At 35.8% G+C, this 17,727-nt stretch carries 15 protein-coding genes, 1 other RNA gene and 1 other annotated feature; of the genes, 12 read left to right on the forward strand and 4 right to left on the reverse strand.

From position 1 onward, the window contains the following. Positions 1-15: 15 nt before the first annotated feature. Positions 16-276: a preprotein translocase subunit YajC gene (gene yajC, locus ACFSTA_RS11555; RefSeq protein ID WP_377556854.1), complete on the forward strand. Its 261-nt coding sequence runs from the start codon at positions 16-18 to the stop codon at positions 274-276. A gap of 166 nt (positions 277-442) precedes the next feature. Here yajC and ACFSTA_RS11560 read toward each other — a convergent pair whose 3' ends face one another. After that, positions 443-829, reverse strand: coding sequence for a TIGR04086 family membrane protein (locus tag ACFSTA_RS11560; protein ID WP_377556855.1), 387 nt, complete (start codon positions 827-829; stop codon positions 443-445). A 76-nt stretch (positions 830-905) separates the two neighbouring features. Continuing rightward, positions 906-2,456: a stage V sporulation protein B gene (gene spoVB / locus ACFSTA_RS11565; RefSeq protein WP_377556856.1), complete on the reverse strand. Its 1,551-nt coding sequence runs from the start codon at positions 2,454-2,456 to the stop codon at positions 906-908. Positions 2,457-2,575: 119 nt separating this feature from the next. Between spoVB and ACFSTA_RS11570 the strand changes: the two genes are divergently transcribed. The 7 genes from ACFSTA_RS11570 to dtd all read left to right on the forward strand — a co-directional run bounded on the left by ACFSTA_RS11570 (position 2,576) and on the right by dtd (position 11,364). Next, positions 2,576-2,872 carry a post-transcriptional regulator gene (locus ACFSTA_RS11570; RefSeq protein ID WP_377556857.1) on the forward strand — a complete coding sequence of 99 codons (297 nt, stop codon included), beginning with the start codon at positions 2,576-2,578 and terminating at the stop codon, positions 2,870-2,872. Positions 2,873-2,915: 43 nt separating this feature from the next. After that, on the forward strand, positions 2,916-5,174 hold the full coding sequence (gene secDF, locus ACFSTA_RS11575; RefSeq protein ID WP_377556858.1) for a protein translocase subunit SecDF: 2,259 nt from the start codon (positions 2,916-2,918) through the stop codon (positions 5,172-5,174). Between the two features lie 109 nt (positions 5,175-5,283). Continuing rightward, on the forward strand, positions 5,284-5,619 hold the full coding sequence (locus tag ACFSTA_RS11580) for a LapA family protein (protein ID WP_377556859.1): 336 nt from the start codon (positions 5,284-5,286) through the stop codon (positions 5,617-5,619). A gap of 67 nt (positions 5,620-5,686) precedes the next feature. Next, a complete protein-coding gene (recJ, locus tag ACFSTA_RS11585; protein ID WP_377556860.1) occupies positions 5,687-8,029 on the forward strand; it encodes a single-stranded-DNA-specific exonuclease RecJ in 2,343 nt (780 codons plus the stop codon). After that, positions 8,019-8,531 (forward strand): adenine phosphoribosyltransferase, encoded by a 513-nt coding sequence (locus ACFSTA_RS11590; RefSeq protein WP_377556861.1) that lies wholly within the window; start codon positions 8,019-8,021, stop codon positions 8,529-8,531. The genes recJ and ACFSTA_RS11590 overlap by 11 nt, the downstream gene beginning before the upstream one ends. Before the next feature lie 157 nt (positions 8,532-8,688). Further along, entirely contained in the window at positions 8,689-10,887 is a 2,199-nt protein-coding gene (locus ACFSTA_RS11595) for a RelA/SpoT family protein (RefSeq protein ID WP_377556862.1), read from the forward strand. Positions 10,888-10,917: 30 nt separating this feature from the next. Further along, the gene (gene dtd, locus ACFSTA_RS11600; RefSeq protein ID WP_377556864.1) at positions 10,918-11,364 is read left to right on the forward strand and encodes a D-aminoacyl-tRNA deacylase; all 447 of its coding nucleotides are present in this window, start codon (positions 10,918-10,920) and stop codon (positions 11,362-11,364) included. 277 nt (positions 11,365-11,641) lie between these two features. Here the strand turns inward: dtd and ACFSTA_RS11605 are convergent, their stop codons facing one another. After that, positions 11,642-12,700: an N-acetylmuramoyl-L-alanine amidase gene (locus ACFSTA_RS11605; protein ID WP_377556865.1), complete on the reverse strand. Its 1,059-nt coding sequence runs from the start codon at positions 12,698-12,700 to the stop codon at positions 11,642-11,644. A 123-nt stretch (positions 12,701-12,823) separates the two neighbouring features. On the opposite strand from ACFSTA_RS11605, the gene ACFSTA_RS11610 reads away from it, so the two are divergent. The 4 genes from ACFSTA_RS11610 (at position 12,824) to ssrS (ending at position 16,693) form a co-directional block, all read left to right on the forward strand. After that, positions 12,824-12,997, forward strand: a complete 174-nt coding sequence (locus ACFSTA_RS11610; protein WP_377556866.1) for a hypothetical protein — start codon at positions 12,824-12,826, stop codon at positions 12,995-12,997. Positions 12,998-13,061: 64 nt separating this feature from the next. Then, positions 13,062-13,280, forward strand: a binding site (T-box leader). Between the two features lie 63 nt (positions 13,281-13,343). Beyond that, positions 13,344-14,633, forward strand: coding sequence for a histidine--tRNA ligase (gene hisS / locus ACFSTA_RS11615; RefSeq protein ID WP_377556867.1), 1,290 nt, complete (start codon positions 13,344-13,346; stop codon positions 14,631-14,633). Continuing rightward, positions 14,626-16,395 (forward strand): aspartate--tRNA ligase, encoded by a 1,770-nt coding sequence (gene aspS / locus ACFSTA_RS11620; RefSeq protein ID WP_377556868.1) that lies wholly within the window; start codon positions 14,626-14,628, stop codon positions 16,393-16,395. Before hisS ends, aspS begins: the two co-directional genes overlap by 8 nt. Positions 16,396-16,506: 111 nt before the next feature. Next, a non-coding RNA gene (gene ssrS, locus ACFSTA_RS11625) (6S RNA) lies at positions 16,507-16,693 on the forward strand. A 137-nt stretch (positions 16,694-16,830) separates the two neighbouring features. Here ssrS and ACFSTA_RS11630 read toward each other — a convergent pair. After that, positions 16,831-17,496: an RsfA family transcriptional regulator gene (locus tag ACFSTA_RS11630; RefSeq protein WP_377556869.1), complete on the reverse strand. Its 666-nt coding sequence runs from the start codon at positions 17,494-17,496 to the stop codon at positions 16,831-16,833. Between the last annotated feature and the right edge of the window lie 231 nt (positions 17,497-17,727).

Here is a 17,727-nt window from a genome sequence, read left to right on the forward strand (position 1 = left end):
AAGAGGTGAAATGAAATGGAAGCTTTTAGTCCTATTATTATGCTTGTGTTGATGTTTGTTATTTTTTATTTCTTGCTTATTCGTCCACAACAAAAACGTCAAAAGCAAGTAGGTCAAATGCAAGCTAATCTTCAAAAAGGTGATACTGTAGTTACTATTGGTGGATTTCATGGTGTTATTCATGCACTTGATGAGAACACAATCGTATTGCAAGCAGGCGACGGTACGAAACTTACATATGACCGTTCAGCAGTAAGAGAGTTAAAATCTGAGTAACACTGATTAGCGGACGAGCACGTGCGAAATGGAACACCACGTCACTGAATGAAGAAACTTTTTTCATAGGAGGGCGTGATTGTTCATGGCTGTACGTTATCCGCAGGTATTATTTTTATTTTTTCCAATTAAAAAGAGGCTCCTCTAAGGATGCCTCTTTTTTTCATTAGGAATTCTTATTTTCATCGGTTACAATATTTACACCAATAACACCACCGAATAGAGCCGCAGAAATATAAAACAGGTGATGAATCGATTGTTCTAGAGAAAAGGATTGCTGATAACCTAGATATTGAACAAGAAATGTGAAAATAGTAAATCCTAAGCCAGTAAATGCTCCAATCATCCATCCTTTTGCTTTTCCTTTGATCCCTGCGATTAGCCCACCGATAAATAAAGAAATTAATCCAATAACTAACGCAACCCATGATAATGTTGGTTCATTAAATGATGAAAAACGAAGTAATAATGCTAATGAAAAGCTTGCAATCAATATTAACCCAAGTATTACAATCCACCCATACATTAATGCAACAAAATGTTTACTTTGCATCATATCTCCCCCCTGAATGTCCAGTTACTGTCATTTTATTCATGTCCAAAGAAAATAGACGAGTTTTTTTAAAAAATTAAATCCATTTTTGCAATATAGGTATTTGTTTCAATTCTTCCTTCGTGATAAATTTCAAAATAAATAAAAAGAAAATATAGATTATCACTAGGGCGATTAATAATACTAGAAAAATAAAAATATTCGAATCCAGTGTCATATAAATATTCTTGAGGAAACTTCCAACCATCCAGGTTAGTAAAAGTAATAATACCATTTTAATAATGTCTTTCATTGGAATAGAAAATTGGATTAATTTTTGTAATGTTCCTAGATGCAATAACGTAACCAAGATAACTCCTACCGACATGGACATAGCAACGCCCATCATGCCGAATTGTTCATTAGATGCAAGCAAACATAATAACGTCAATTTACATACTGCGCCTATTAAACTATTCCACATTGCTGGTCTGGCAAAGTCTAGTGCTTGTAATGTAGCTTGTAACGGTGCTTGAATGTACAGGAGAATAAATAATGGAGCCATAAGCACTAAATACTTACTAGCATTTGCTGAACCATACATAAAAGTAAGTATAGGGTCAGAAAATAGCGTTAATACAATGGTAGCTATAGCACCAGATGCAAAGGAAATACGGATTGATTGGTGGATACGATAATGAATTATTTTTCTATTTAAATTTGCTTCTGCTTCGGATATAGATGGGACTAAAGCAATCGACAACGAATGAGTAATAAATGTCGGCAAGAACAATAAGGGAAGTACATACCCTGTAAGTTCTCCATATTGTTTCGTTGCCACAGTTGTCGAAATACCAGCAATATAAAGACTTTGGGCGACTAAAATGGGCTCTAAAAAGTTTGATATCGATCCAATCATTCTACTACCTGTGCTTGGCAGTGCAATGGAAAACAGTTCCTTTAATGTATTTTTACTCGTTTTTAAATAAGAGAAAAACCTGTATCTAATTCGAACGGTTTTTTTCCGTTTAAATAGATATATCATATAACAGAGTGATACGAATTCTCCTAAAATAACACTAAACATGGCACCTGCAGCTGCGTATTCGACACCAAAAGGTAGAAGTAGATTTACAAATAAAGCCACACAACTAATTCGTACGATCTGTTCAATAACCTGGGCATAACTTTGTGGTTTCATGTTTTGTTTCCCTTGGAAATAGCCACGTAAAACAGATGATATAGCAACTATGGGGATAATAGGACTTATGGCAATGAGTGGGTATAATGTCCGTTCATCCGTTAATAATGTAGTTGCGATAAATGGTCCTGCAAAGATCATAATCGATGTAAAAAGAATGCTAGAAACACCTGTTATAATTAGTGATACAATGAGAATTTGTTTTACTTTTGCAGGGTTATTTTTCGCTTCTGCTTCAGCCACACGTTTTGATATAGCAACAGGTAGTCCAAGCTGTGTGAAAGTCATGACTAAGAACAAGGTAGGAAGAGCCATCATATACAGACCGACACCCTCTTCTCCCATTAAACGAGCAACTACTAAGCGATTAATAAATCCTAAGAATCTTGTTATCATTCCTGCGATTATCAAGATAAGTGTTCCTTGTAAAAAAGTTTGTTTGGACAAGATAGACGACCTGCCTTCTCAAAAAATAAAATTTCATATACAATGATATATATGCAATAAAGTGGGCCAAGCATGACAAGTAAGCTAAATTACATGGTACATATATTGGGGGGATCGTCTTGGAACTTGTTAAAAGCGTTGAGGAATGGAAGGAAATGCTTCAACCTGTGTTGGAGAGTAAGACGCAAGAATTTCTTATGATGGGCTATTCAAAAGCGACAAATGATGATATTTGGAACTGCTTAGTGAAAAAAGTTTGGAAGGGTCATCCGAGTAAACGATTATATGAAGTCGTTCAAGATATATTACACCTAGGCTCGAATATATATATGAGTTATTTAACAGTTAACGCTTATCAAGATGATGATTTAATGGCTTCTATTGCTGCATTGACTGAAGGAGAAGAGAGAGAATAGAAATACATATAAGTTTGGTTGATAATAAGGGAGGAACTAGTACATGAAAAATAGAGGTAGAATTATTGCCTTCTTTGTAATTGTAATCGGTTTTGCTGTTAGTATTGGTTTGTTTACACCAGGGATAGCAAAAAATATTAATTTAGGTTTAGATCTTCAAGGTGGTTTTGAAGTATTGTATAAGGTTGAACCTGTTGATGAATCACAGGAAGTTAACCGCGATCTATTAGAATCGACTGTTCAAACATTAAATGACCGGGTGAATCGCCTAGGTATAAGTGAGGCGACAATTGACATTGAAGGCGAAGACCGAATCCGTGTTCAATTAGCAGGGATTAAAGATCAGACAGAAGCAAGAGAAATGTTATCAACTTCTGCTAATCTCTCGTTTCGTGATGTCAATGATAATGAATTATTAGATGGAAACGATGTAAAAGAAGGTAGTGCAAAACAGGATTTTCATCCCGACACAAATGCCCCAATTGTGACATTACAATTGAAGGATGCATCGAAGTTCCGTGATGTCACTAGCCAAATAAAAGATATGGGACCACCAGATAACTTATTAGTCATCTGGATGGATTTTAAAGAGGGAGATTCCTTTGAGGAAGAAGTAACGAAAGAGGACCCTAAATTTGTCTCTTCACCTAGTGTTAGGAAGACGCTTAATACTACAAATGTTATGATTGAAGGAAACTTCACAGTGGAATCGGCTCAATATTTAGCTGACATCATCAATTCTGGATCCTTACCAGTACATATGACAGAACTATTCTCAACTTCTGTAGGGGCAAAATTCGGTGAACAAGCATTAAATGAGACGGTATTCGCAGCGTTTATAGGTATTGGTTTTATCTTTTTATTTATGATAGCAGTTTACCGTTTTCCAGGTGCTATTTCTGTCGTTAATTTAGCTATTTACATTTTCTTCGTTTTATTAGTGTTTAAAGAAATGAACGGTGTATTGACGTTACCTGGTATTGCCGCCTTGATATTAGGGGTTGGTATGGCAGTAGATGCTAACGTAATTACATTTGAACGGATAAAGGAAGAATTACGAGAAGGGAAATCATTAATCGCAGCTTTTAAAGCTGGAACAAGTAATTCATTACGTGCCATTGTCGATGCCAATATAACGACATTGCTAGCTGCAACTGTTTTATTTATATTTGGTACGAGCTCTGTTAAAGGTTTTGCGACCATGTTAATTCTTAGTATTGTTATTAGCTTTCTCACAGCTGTTTACGGAACTAGGTTGTTATTGCAATTATGGATAAGAGTGAAATTTCTGAAAGAACGACCGTCATGGTTTGGTGTTAAGAAAACGGATATAAAAGATATTAGTGATGAAACAGAAGTAGAGCCGACATTTCTTAATCGTAATGTAAACATTGTAGACAATCGTAGGAAGTTCTTTATGATCACATCTATTATTGTTATTGTAGGTGCACTTTCCTTAATCGTGTTGAAATTGAATCCTGGTATTGACTTTACTAGTGGTTCTAGAGTAGAAATCATGGCTAATGAGAGTTTAACAACTGAAGAAGTCAATACTGGTTTGGAAGAACTGGAGCTTGAAGGTCGATCTGTCGTGATTTCCGGTGAAAATAATGAAATTGCGGTTGTTCGTTATGATGAAGTAATACCGGAAAATAAAATCAATGAGTTAAATACATACTTTAATGAAAAGTATGGAATTGATCCAAATGTAAGTGTCGTATCGTCAATTGTCGGTGAAGAGCTAGTCAAAAATGCTTTGTATGCACTTGCTATTGCCTCCATTGGGATGATCATTTATGTGGCTTTACGGTTTGAGTTTTTCTTTGCAATAACAACGATTATTGCATTGTTGCATGATGTCTTTATTACACTTGCCGTATTTAGTATCACACGAATTGAATTTGATGTTACGATTGTTGCTGCAGTATTAACCATTATAGGTTACTCCATCAACGCTACGATTGTAACCTTTGACCGAATTAGAGAAAACCTGCGACGTAAGAAAAAGGCAGTAAAGTCATTTAAAGAGCTTGCTTCAGTAGTAAATAAAAGTATCGTTCAAACGATGACAAGGACCGTTAATACAACAATAACGACATTGATTGCAGTACTGGCTTTCCTATTCTTAGGAGCCGATCCTATCACAGGATTTGCCATTGCATTAGCGGTAGGATTATTGGCTGGTACGTATTCATCGTTATTCTTAGCAACGCAAATTTGGCTTGTATGGCGCGGGAAAATGCTTAAAGAAAAGCCTGTAGATTTTCGGAAGAAGAAACGTGTAGAAGGACCACAGGTATAAGTGGTGGGAGATTACTCAAGGATGGGTGATCTCCTTTTTCTGTGATTACTTCAGGTGTATATAGGGTAAATTAATAACAACCTATTATAGAATGAAAAGGGGTTTTATAATGAAAGGTCAATCATATGTTATTTTAGCAATCATCTTCGTTATTATTGTAGCTATTTTTGCAGTTACTAATGTTTCTCCGGTCGAAGTAAACTACCTTTTTTGGACGGGTGAATCTCCGTTAATCCTAGTTATTTTATTTTCCGTGTTAATGGGTGGTATTATAACAGGCGCAGTAGGTATGGTGAAAATGTTTCGTATGCAGCGTGAAATTAAGTTGTTAAAAATAGAAAATCAAAAGATGAACAACGTAATGGAAGACAATGGTTTGAATGATTTATCACTAGAAGAAACAAATGAAGTTCCAATTTCTGATCAAGAACAAATGGAAAAATAAATAATTATTCTTTCACATTGCGACCCCTGATTCTATTCGCTATAATAGATTAGTCAGGGGTGAATTTATGTTACAAAGCAAGTCTAATTGGAAATTTAATATGCTACCAGAAAATATGACTCAATGGATGGATGATTCTAGCAATTTGTCCCCCGTCATGAAAGAACTGTTAATACAACGAGGAATTTCAACCGCACAGGAAGCACAGGATTTTTTATCCCCAAAGCTAGAAAACTTAAATGATCCAATCGGATTTCAATCCATTGATAAAGCATGTACTCGGGTACATACTGCAATTGAGCAAAATGAAAAAATACTAGTATATGGTGATTACGATGCAGACGGTGTTAGTTCTACTACCGTATTATTAAAAGCACTTCAAGAATTGGGTGCAAACTGTGACTATTATATCCCTAATCGTTTCACAGAGGGATACGGTCCAAATGAAGAGGCATTTAAGCATGCATCTGAAGAAGGATATTCTGTTATTATTACGGTGGATACAGGAATAGCGTCTGTTCACGAAGCAGAAGTTGCAAAACAGTTAGGGATGGACTTGATTATTACGGACCACCATGAACCACAAGAAGAATTGCCGGATGCATATGCAATTATTCATCCAAAGTGCTCTCCAGATTATCCGTTTAAAGAACTAGCTGGAGTTGGCGTTGCTTTCAAGTTTTCCCAGCATCTATTAGGTTATTTTCCCGATCATTTACTAGATTTAGTAGCGATAGGAACGATCGCAGACTTAGTTCCATTAGTACGTGAGAATCGGATACTTACGTTTTATGGTTTAAAGAAACTAGCAATAACCAAACGATTTGGATTACAAGCATTAATGAAGCAATGTAAAATAGAAGGGAAAATTAACGAACAAGATATTGGTTTTCTTATTGGGCCTAGGCTAAATGCTGTTGGAAGACTACAGGATGCTGATTTAGCAGTTCAATTGTTGATGACAGACGATGTGGAAGAAGCAGAACATTTGGCAGAGGTTGTAAATGAATTAAATCAGGAGCGTCAAAGGATTGTTGCTTCGATAGTGAAGGAAGCAGAGAAGATGGTTTCTGATCAAACGGAGCAGTCAGTAATTATTGTTGCTAAAGCTGGATGGAATGAAGGTGTACTTGGTATAGTTGCTTCTCGATTAGTAAAAAAATACGATCGACCAGCAATAGTACTTGCCATAAATGAAGAGAAACAGACTGCCAAGGGGTCTGCAAGAAGTATTCCTGCCTTTGATTTATTTCAAAATTGTATGAAGATCAGACCGCTATTTACTCATTTCGGAGGACATGCTCAAGCTGCTGGGATGACACTACCTCTTTCTAATGTATTGGAAATACAGGCTGAATTAAATGCACTCATACAAGAGCAATTAACAAGTGATGACTTTAAACAAGTAATTGAGATAAGTAAAACAATTTGTATACCAGAAATAAATGAAGAGCTTATTACCGAAATCGATCAACTGGCACCTTTTGGTATGGCTAATCCAAAGCCAATATTTCACTTAAATGCTATACCTTCTGAAATTCGACAATTAGGAAACATGAAGAATCATTTAAAGGTCCTTTTTAATGAGAAAGACAAAAAAATTGAAGGAATTGGGTTTAGTATGGGTGAATTGTTCCATAATATCACCCCTAAAACACCAATTTCAATTGTCGGTGAACTAGGAATTAATGAGTGGAATGGGATAAAAAAACCACAACTTATCATACAAGATTTGAAGATAGAGGAATGGCAATTATTTGATCATAGAGGGAAGAAACAATTTGATATTTCTCCCTATTTTCATCCTCAAGAACAACATGTTGTAATAAGTAATCAAGAGATAGAAAGTGAAAGTGGCTATCCGGGTAATGTCTGCAGGATTTCGTATGATACACCGTTAGACACCATAGCGCGTGCTGAAACGTTATATATATATGAATTGCCAGACAATCTCCAACAATTACAAGACATTATAAATCAGGTACAACCTGTTAATATCCATGTATGTTTGTATGTTGAAAATAGCTTGTATTTATCTTCGATTCCATCTCGAGAAGACTTTAAGTGGTTTTATGCTATGGTATGGAAGAAAAAGCAAATAGACTTAAATAAAGAGTTACAAATGATCATGGATGCAAAAGGTTGGAAAAAAGATCATGTTATATTTATTTCTAAAGTGTTTTTTGAGTTGGAATTTGTTAAGATAGAGAATGGAGTTATTCAACTTAACACTTCACCTGTGAAAAAGGATTTACAGGAATCGAGGATATATCAAGAGCGAATGAATAAAGCACATATTGAAAAGACATTGTACTATTCAACATACCAAGAGTTAATTGATTGGTTCCGAGCGACAATTAATTATATGGATAGGGAAGGTCTTAAGGAGGAAATCACCCATGGATTATAAAAAGTATATAAAAATTGTAGAGAACTGGCCAAAAGAAGGCATTCAGTTTAAAGATATTACACCGTTGATGGATAATGGAAAAGCATTTAAATCTGCGGTAGATGAGATTGTACAATTTGCAAATGAAAAAAACATTGATATCGTTGTTGGTCCTGAAGCAAGAGGGTTTATTATTGGATGCCCTGTTTCTTACGCGTTGGAGGTTGGATTCGCACCTGTTCGTAAAGAAGGGAAGCTACCTCGAGAAGTAATTAAAGTTGATTACGGCTTAGAGTATGGTAAAAATGTTCTAACCATTCATAAGGATGCTATTAAACCAGGGCAGCGAGTTCTCATTACAGATGATTTACTTGCAACTGGTGGTACAATTGAAGCAACGATAAAACTTGTTGAGGAACTTGGTGGAATTGTTGTAGGTTGTGCATTCTTAATTGAGCTTACTTACCTAGATGGTCTAAAAAAACTTGATGGTTATGATGTACTTACATTAATGAAATACTAAATGTATCCCATGAGGGTCTGGTGGATGAAATTTCACCAGGCCTCTTATAATAGGGGTTGTTCCATATTTAATGTTTTTCTCTTTACATTTTCGTAAAAGTTTTCGATACTATTAGAAAAGTATCTTATTTCGTAGCATGCAGGATTAAGGTGATTAAATGGCAAAAGATGGCGTAATAACAATAGAAAATTTAATAGATAATGCGCGGGAATATCTTTCAGAAGAGGATATAGCTTTTATTCAGCGCGCATATGAATTTGCAAAAGATGCACATAAAGATCAGTACCGTAAATCAGGTGAGGCATATATTATTCATCCTGTACAAGTTGCTGGTATATTAGTGGACTTAACTATGGATCCTGTAACCGTAGCTAGTGGTTTTTTACATGATGTTGTAGAAGATACTGAAGTAACGTTAGAAGATTTAGAAGAAGCATTCAATCCAGAAGTTGCATTACTGGTTGATGGTGTAACGAAGCTAGGGAAGATTAAATATAAATCAAAAGAGGCACAACAAGCCGAAAACCACAGAAAAATGTTTGTAGCTATGGCAAAGGATATCCGAGTAATTTTAATCAAGCTCGCCGACCGCCTGCATAATATGCGTACATTAAAGCATTTACCACCCGAAAAGCAACGAATTAAGGCAAATGAAACGTTAGAAATATTTGCACCATTAGCCCATCGGCTAGGTATTTCGACAATCAAATGGGAACTAGAAGATACCGCTTTACGATACTTAAATCCACAACAATATTATCGAATTGTTCAATTAATGAAGCAAAAAAGAAATGAACGGGAAACTAATATTGATGAAGTAATTGATGAGGTAACAAAACAACTGGAAGATGTTAATATTAAAGCAGATTTTTCAGGGAGACCAAAGCATTTATATAGTATTTATCGGAAAATGTCGATACAAAATAAACAATTTAATGAAATATACGATTTGTTAGCTGTCCGAATTATTGTTGATAGTATAAAAGATTGTTATGCGGTTTTAGGGATTATTCATACATGCTGGAAACCGATGCCTGGAAGGTTTAAAGATTACATTGCAATGCCGAAACCGAACCTGTACCAATCGTTGCATACGACCGTAATTGGACCGAAGGGAGATCCTTTAGAGGTTCAAATCCGTACGAAAGATATGCATGAAATAGCTGAGTATGGGATAGCTGCACACTGGGCCTATAAAGAAGGGAAACAACTTCATAAAGGAAAGAAATCTTTTGAAGAAAAACTGACATGGTTTAGAGAAATTCTTGAATGGCAAACCGAGACACATGATGCGGAAGAATTTATAGAATCACTAAAAATTGATTTGTTTTCGGATATGGTGTACGTGTTCACACCAAAAGGCGATGTAATTGAACTTCCTTCGGGATCCATTCCACTTGATTTTGCTTATCGTATTCATACGGAGATTGGAAATCAAACCATTGGTGCTAAAGTGAATGGAAAGATGGAACCTTTGGATTATGTACTGCAAAATGGGGATATCGTGGAAGTAATGACTTCCAAGCATTCTTACGGTCCATCTCAAGATTGGTTGAAGATCACCCAAACATCACAAGCGAAGAATAAAATAAAACAATTCTTTAAGAAACAAAAACGAGACGAGAATATAGTAAAAGGTAAGGACATCGTGGAGAAAGAAATTCGATCCCTTGGTATCGAGCCAAAAGAAGCATTGACAGAAGAAAACCTACGACGGATTTATGAAAGGTTTAATTTCACAAATGCAGATGATATGTATGCCGCAGTAGGTTACCAAGGAATTACTGGTGCATTAATTGCAACACGACTTACCGAAAAAATTCGTCAAACAAGGCAAAAAGAGCAAGACCTAGCTCAGACAATAGAAGAAGTTAACAATGATGTAAAAGAGAAGAAGGCTCATAAAAAAGACTCTGGTGTAAAAGTAGAAGGAGTCGATAATTTATTAGTAAGGCTCTCGAAATGCTGTAACCCAGTTCCTGGAGATACAATTGTAGGGTATATTACAAAAGGTAGAGGTGTTTCGGTTCACCGGAATGATTGTCCAAATATACAAACTGAAGAAGCAAAACAAAGACATTTACATGTAGAATGGGAAAACAATCAAACACTTAAACAATACCATGTAGACTTGGAAATATCGGGATATGATAGAAGAGGTTTATTAAATGAGGTATTACAAGCTGTGAATGAGACGAAAACGAATATAACTCATGTAAATGGACGATCAGACAGAAATAAAATGGCTGTTATTCAGATCACTATTTTAATTCATAATACGGACCATTTACGTAAAATTGTAGAGCGAATTAAACAGATAAAAGATATCTATTCTGTATCTCGGACAGTACAATAGAACCATTACCTATAAAGGGGATATTTTTACATGAAGGCAGTAATTCAACGGGCTAATCATGCTAGTGTTACGGTAAAAGACAAGGTTGTAGGACAAGTTGACCACGGTTTTGTCGTACTCCTTGGAGTGACACTTACGGACACGATGGAAGATGCAAAGTATTTAGTAAATAAGATCGTTCATTTACGTGTATTTGAAGACGAGAATGAAAAAATGAATCTCTCGCTTAAGGATGTTGGAGGGAGCATTCTTTCGATTTCTCAATTTACATTATATGGTGATACGCGTAAGGGGAGAAGACCTAATTTTCTACAAGCTGCAAAACCGGATGCTGCGAATGAGTTATATGAGCAATTCAATCAATTGCTAGTGGATGAGGGTATCAATGTAGAAACTGGGGAATTCGGAGCAATGATGCAAGTTCAGCTGACTAATGATGGTCCGGTAACGTTAATAATAGACAGCCAAGAAAAATAAAAACGGACATGGAGTATGTTTATTTCATAAGAAGCGGAAAATAGTTGCCCCCTTATAAAAAAGGAATTTGCCACATATAAGGGGGTGCTTGTCCGTTGCAATAATTCTCATACATCAATATGGATATAAAAAAATCGTACATTACATTGTACGATTTTTTTGCATGTTATTATTTTTGGCAGTTCTTCAAGATTGTTGCTTTTTCCAATGAATCATAATTCCTAATCTATAAAAACTCCAAAGTAATTTTATTTTTCATTTTAACTCGGATACTCTACTAGTTGGCATTTGAAAAATATTTCCCTAGACCATATACAATACCAGAAACGATTTTTTGCTGATATGCATTTGTTAGCAGAAGCATTTCTTCCTCAGCATTAGAAATGAATCCTAACTCAAGTAATACAGAAGGTTTATAATTTTGTCGTATAACTTGGTAGTCACCAAATGTTGCGTTTCTATCTCTTGCATCGGTTTCTTTAACAATACCTTCCTGAATATAGTTAGCAAGTGATTCGTATTGATCGTGATAATAATATGTACCAATTCCTGTTGCACTAGGTAATTCCGGGACACTATTATAATGAATACTTATAAATGCATCTGTATTGGAATGATTGGACACACTTGATCTACTACCCAGAAAAATGTATTCATCCTCACTTCTTGTTAGAACCACTTCAGCACCAAGTAGCGTGAGTAATTGTTCAAGTTCGTAGGCAGTTTTATAAGTTAAATGCTTTTCATACGTTTCATTGGCGCCAATAGCCCCAACATCTCTTCCACCATGGCCAGCATCAATTACGATTGTTTTACCCTTGAAACCACTAGCATTAGATTGCTGATTCTTGTTAACTAGATCTTTATGGACAAAACCACTGACCGAATCGTTCTCTATTTCGTACCATTCAGCTGTTTCAGATATTACATTGAAAACTGTACCTTTATCCGCAAAATGAATAATTTCGTGGTCGGTTGAAGAACCGTCTCGAATTTGCGTGTTATCATACACAATTGTTATTGACTTCTCATTTTCCATGAGAGAAGAGGGGGGAGATGTTTCTTCTGTTTCTCCTTTAACCGTTATGTATTCAGAACTAACCCAGCCAGTTCCATTCTCTAGTTGTATTTCAATCCATTCATTATCTTTTTGAATAATCGGGTACGATTCATCTGTATGAATTTGACCAACAACATCAAAATTCGTCCCAGGGCCACCCCTTACATTTAGATTATCGACGTTTATTACAGCATCATCAGCAAATACAACTTGACTCATTGAAAAGACAAGAATAATAATACCAATGGCAAGAATAATGATTTTTTTACTTTGCAATACAAGTTCCTCCTGATCTATACCTAGTTGTGACAAATAAATAGCGAATTCGATATTCTTCTTCTTATTCTAATAAAAAAAATCCATTTAGGCAAAACTATTAATACGAAAGGAGGAATCGAATTGCGTTATAATGAAAAACATTGGAATTCAAAAAATAATAAAGACATCTTTGGTGTTAACTTTCATCGTTTTGTAGAGTTAGAAGATTCATCAAATCATATGGAGATTGCTCAAGAATTGGGGATTTCATTAGGGGAAGTAAAGTCTTTAAAGAAAAAGATAAATCGTACTTGACATTCATGTAAGGAAACATTAAGATAGTATTCATTCAAGATGTAATTATATGGATTATATATTTAGTAAACCAGTGAGGGAAAAAGTAATTAGATGTCATCTGGAAAGAGAAAAAATGTCATTGGCTGAAAACATTTTACACGATGCTCTAATGAAAGACACTCCTGAGGTTCCATATTGAACGGTAGTAGGTATGGACGTCTTGCAGGCGTTAACTGTGAAGAGCGGATGCAATTAACATGCATCAACTAGGGTGGCAACGCGGGTTACTCTCGTCCCTTTTTATTTAGGGATGGGAGTTTTTTTATATTTTTTTACATATTAAAAAAAATTGGGGGTAATTAACATGAATATGAAAGCTCCAAGAGGTACAGCTGATGTATTACCGACTGAGGCAAAAAAATGGCAATTTGTTGAAAATAAGATAAAAGAGATTTGTGATCGATATCACTTTAATGAGATTCGAACACCCCTATTTGAACATACGGAATTATTTCAGCGTGGAGTTGGAGATTCTACTGATATTGTGCAAAAGGAAATGTATACGTTTGAAGATAGAGGTGGAAGGAGTTTGACTCTTCGTCCGGAGGGAACAGCTTCAGTAGCACGTGCATTTGTTCAAAATAAGCTTTATGGGGAAGTGAATCAACCTGTAAAACTATTTTACTTTATGCAAATGTTCCGATATGAACGTCCACAACAGGGGAGAATGAGACAATTAAATCAATTTGGTGTGGAGGTATTAGGAAGTGCAGATCCAGCCATTGATGCAGAGGTTATTGATCTTGCCATGACTTGTTATAAAGAGCTTGGACTCACATCTTTAAAATTAGTGATTAACTCTTTAGGGGATCAAGAAAGTCGTATCAATTATCGCGAAGCATTAATGAAACACTTTGCTCCCCATAAAGAGGAACTATGTGAAGATTGCCAAACACGACTAACACAAAATCCGATGCGAATTCTCGACTGCAAAAAAGATAAGGAACACCCGTCAATGAGTACCGCACCGTCGATATTAGACTATTTGAATGACGAGTCACGTCATTATTTTGAAAAGTTGAAGTCGTATCTAACCATGTTGGATGTTGAATATGAAGTTGACCCTAATTTGGTACGTGGCTTAGACTACTATAATCATACTGCCTTTGAAATAATGAGTGAGGCAGAAGGATTTGGTGCGATTACCACGCTTGCTGGTGGCGGGAGATACAATGGATTAGTAGAAGATATTGGTGGACCAGATACCCCTGGAATTGGCTTTGGAATGGGAATTGAACGACTACTAATGGCTTTAGAAGCAGAAAATCAAGAATTGACATTAGATGAGCAATTAGATGCCTTCTTTATTGCCGTAGGAGAGAACCCGAAGAGTCAAGCGGTGAAACTTGTCCACGATTTACGAACCAATGGCATTCAAACAGATATGGACTACCAGGGGCGCAAGATGAAAGCGCAATTTAAAGCTGCTGATCGCTATAAAGCAAAATATGTTCTAATCCTTGGTGAGGATGAATTTGAAAAACAAGTTGTAAATGTGAAGGATATGGAAACTGGAGACCAGGATGAGGTTTCTATTGACAAATTAGTCGAAATGCTTAAGCAGAAGCTACTAGGAGGAAAAGGGCATGAGTGAACGTAAATTAGCAGGTACATTACGCCATACCGATATCGATTCGACTGTTTTACTGAAAGGATGGGTGCAAAAGCGCCGTGATTTAGGTGGGTTAATTTTTATAGATTTACGTGATAAATCTGGAATTGTACAAATCGTGTTTAATCCGGATTTTTCTAAGGAAGCTTTAGAAGTTGCGGAGTCAGTGCGTAGTGAATACGTGGTTCAAATAAAAGGTCAAGTTGTTAAAAGGGATGAAGCAACCGTAAACCCTGTTATGAAAACAGGAGATATTGAAGTATTGGCATCTGAGATTGACATTCTAAACAAAGCCAAAAATCCACCATTCCTCATTCAGGACGAATCAGACGTGGCAGAGGATTTACGGTTAAAATATCGTTATTTGGATTTACGGAGAACACCATTACAAGAAACTTTTAAATTACGCCATCAAATTACGCAATCGATACGTAATTTCTTAAATGAGGATGGATACTTAGAAATGGAAACTCCTATTCTAACGAAAAGTACACCAGAAGGAGCACGTGATTACCTTGTTCCAAGTCGAGTACATCCAGGCGAATTTTATGCATTACCCCAGTCACCTCAATTGTTTAAGCAATTGATTATGATGAGTGGTTTTGAGAAGTACTATCAAATTGCAAGATGTTTCCGAGATGAAGATTTACGAGCAGACCGTCAACCGGAATTCACACAGATAGATATAGAAACTTCTTTCTTATCTAGTGATGAGATCATGGAAATGACAGAAAAAATGATCCAGCGACTCATGAAAGAAGTTAAAAACACGGATATTTCGTTACCATTACAACGAATGCCTTATAATGAAGCGATGGAAAGGTATGGATCAGATAAGCCAGATACTAGATTTGACTTAGAACTCATACATGTATCCGATGTACTTGCCAATTCAACGTTTAAAGTGTTTCAAGGTGCTATCGAATCAGGTGGTAAGGTATGCTTATTAAATGTAAAAGGTCAAGCTAGTCATTTTTCCCGTAAAGATATCGATAAGCTAACGGATTTTGTTAAAGTATATGGCGCAAAAGGGTTAGCATGGTTGAAAGTAGAAGGGGCGGAATTAAAAGGACCTATAGCAAAATTCTTAACTGACGAAGAAATGACAGGATTAATGGAAAAAGCAGCAGCTCAAGATGGTGATTTATTGCTGTTTGGTGCAGATAAGACTTCTGTTGTATATGATAGTTTAGGCGCCTTACGTTTGAAATTAGGAAAAGAATTACAATTAATTGATGAATCTAAATTCAACTTTTTATGGGTAACGGAATGGCCATTACTTGAGTATGATGAAGCACTTGATCGTTACTCGGCAGCACATCATCCATTTACAATGCCTGAGGAAGGAGATGTCGATAAATTATCAACTGATCCAGGAAATGTACGAGCGATAGCATATGATCTTGTTCTAAATGGGTATGAGCTTGGTGGTGGATCATTGCGTATCTATAAGCGAGAGCAACAGGATAAAATGTTTGAAGTGTTAGGTTTCACAAAAGAAGAAGCAGAAGAACAGTTTGGTTTTCTTTTAGATGCATTGGACTTTGGAGCACCGCCACATGGTGGTATCGCGTTAGGGTTAGATAGACTTGTCATGCTACTTGCAGGTAGATCGAACTTACGTGACACAATATTATTCCCAAAAACGGCATCTGCTTCCGACTTGCTTACCGATGCACCGAACGAAGTGAGTGATACTCAGTTAAACGAACTAGCTATCCAAGTAAATGAAAAATATGAGTAAAATGACAAATTGTTTATAAATTGTAACAAATGTAATGAATACTTCATACTTCGCTTTATTGAAATAAAGGGTGTGATGTGTTAATATATTTTTACAATATAGTAATCTTAATCAATCCTGATGTGTACGTCTATATAAAATGTTTTGACCGAACATTTATAGATTTGGGAGCCTGACGGTTTTTATATTGCGTGCATGCCTCTCATTTATGGAGGAAGCACAATACATATAAAACAGGGCACCCACCTGCTGCGAGCGGGATCAAAACTATCGGATAGACGGCACTATTGGGATTGAAGGATACATAAAATCAAAATGGACTTATATTTACTTAACATGTGAATATAAGTCCATTTTTTGTATGTATTCATTGAGGGGTAATTAGCAAATAAAAAACCTTCCACATGATTGATTGTGAAAGGCTAATCTATCCTATTAATTTGATCCTTGTGCTAACTGTTCTAAATTGCCATTTTTGTCCATTCGAAATGCTGGAGCTTTCATGGATGAACCGTGATCATCTAATACAGTCATTTTTCTTGCGCGATCCATGATTTGAACAAATACTTGATAATCTTCTTGAATCGTATTCAATTGTTTTTCAGTTTGTTCTAATTGCTTTTCTAATTTAGCAATCTGTTGTTTCAGCATATCATTTTCTTTTTGTGTTTGATCTAGTGTTAGTTTTGATTGATTAGAAGCATAATAGTCTTTTTTCATTTGTCTTAAAAATTGAATAATAGTATCTAGTGTAATTGTCGATTCCTTTGTGACTTCTGTTTGAGTATCAGCATCACTGTCATTATTACTATATTCTTGTTGTAAAGAAACGACAGGTTGCTTTGTTACCGTTTTCGACCTTTCCATAGCACGTTTTTTCTCTTTTCGTTGTCTCTTTGCAAGATCAATAGCATCTTCATACTTTTGCCTTATTTCTGCATTCCACCGAAACCCACACGCTGCTGAGGTGCGATTTAACTTATCTCCAACCTCTTCAAATGCATTAAGTTGTGTACTACCTTCTCTAATATGGCGTAAGACCGTTTCTGCTAATAATAGATCATCTTCGTGTGACCAAGCATCTTGTCTAACTTTAACCATTCTGATTCATCTCCTTTTCCAAAAACACGTGTTGATTCATAAACAATAGATTTAATACCTATTAATTTGTGTTTACTTTTCATTAGTTTGACCGTTTGGAAAAAGATTTATACCTATCTTTTACTGTACTTTTTATCTTGCATCTAACAGGCAGCAAATTTCAACTTAGATTTTACAAATAGATATACGTGAGGGAGGAATAACTACTAGTAAAGGTTTTCGATTGGTCAA

Origin of the sequence: Ornithinibacillus salinisoli, assembly GCF_042684965.1 — a bacterium.
Lineage (GTDB): Bacteria > Bacillota > Bacilli > Bacillales > Amphibacillaceae > Ornithinibacillus > Ornithinibacillus salinisoli.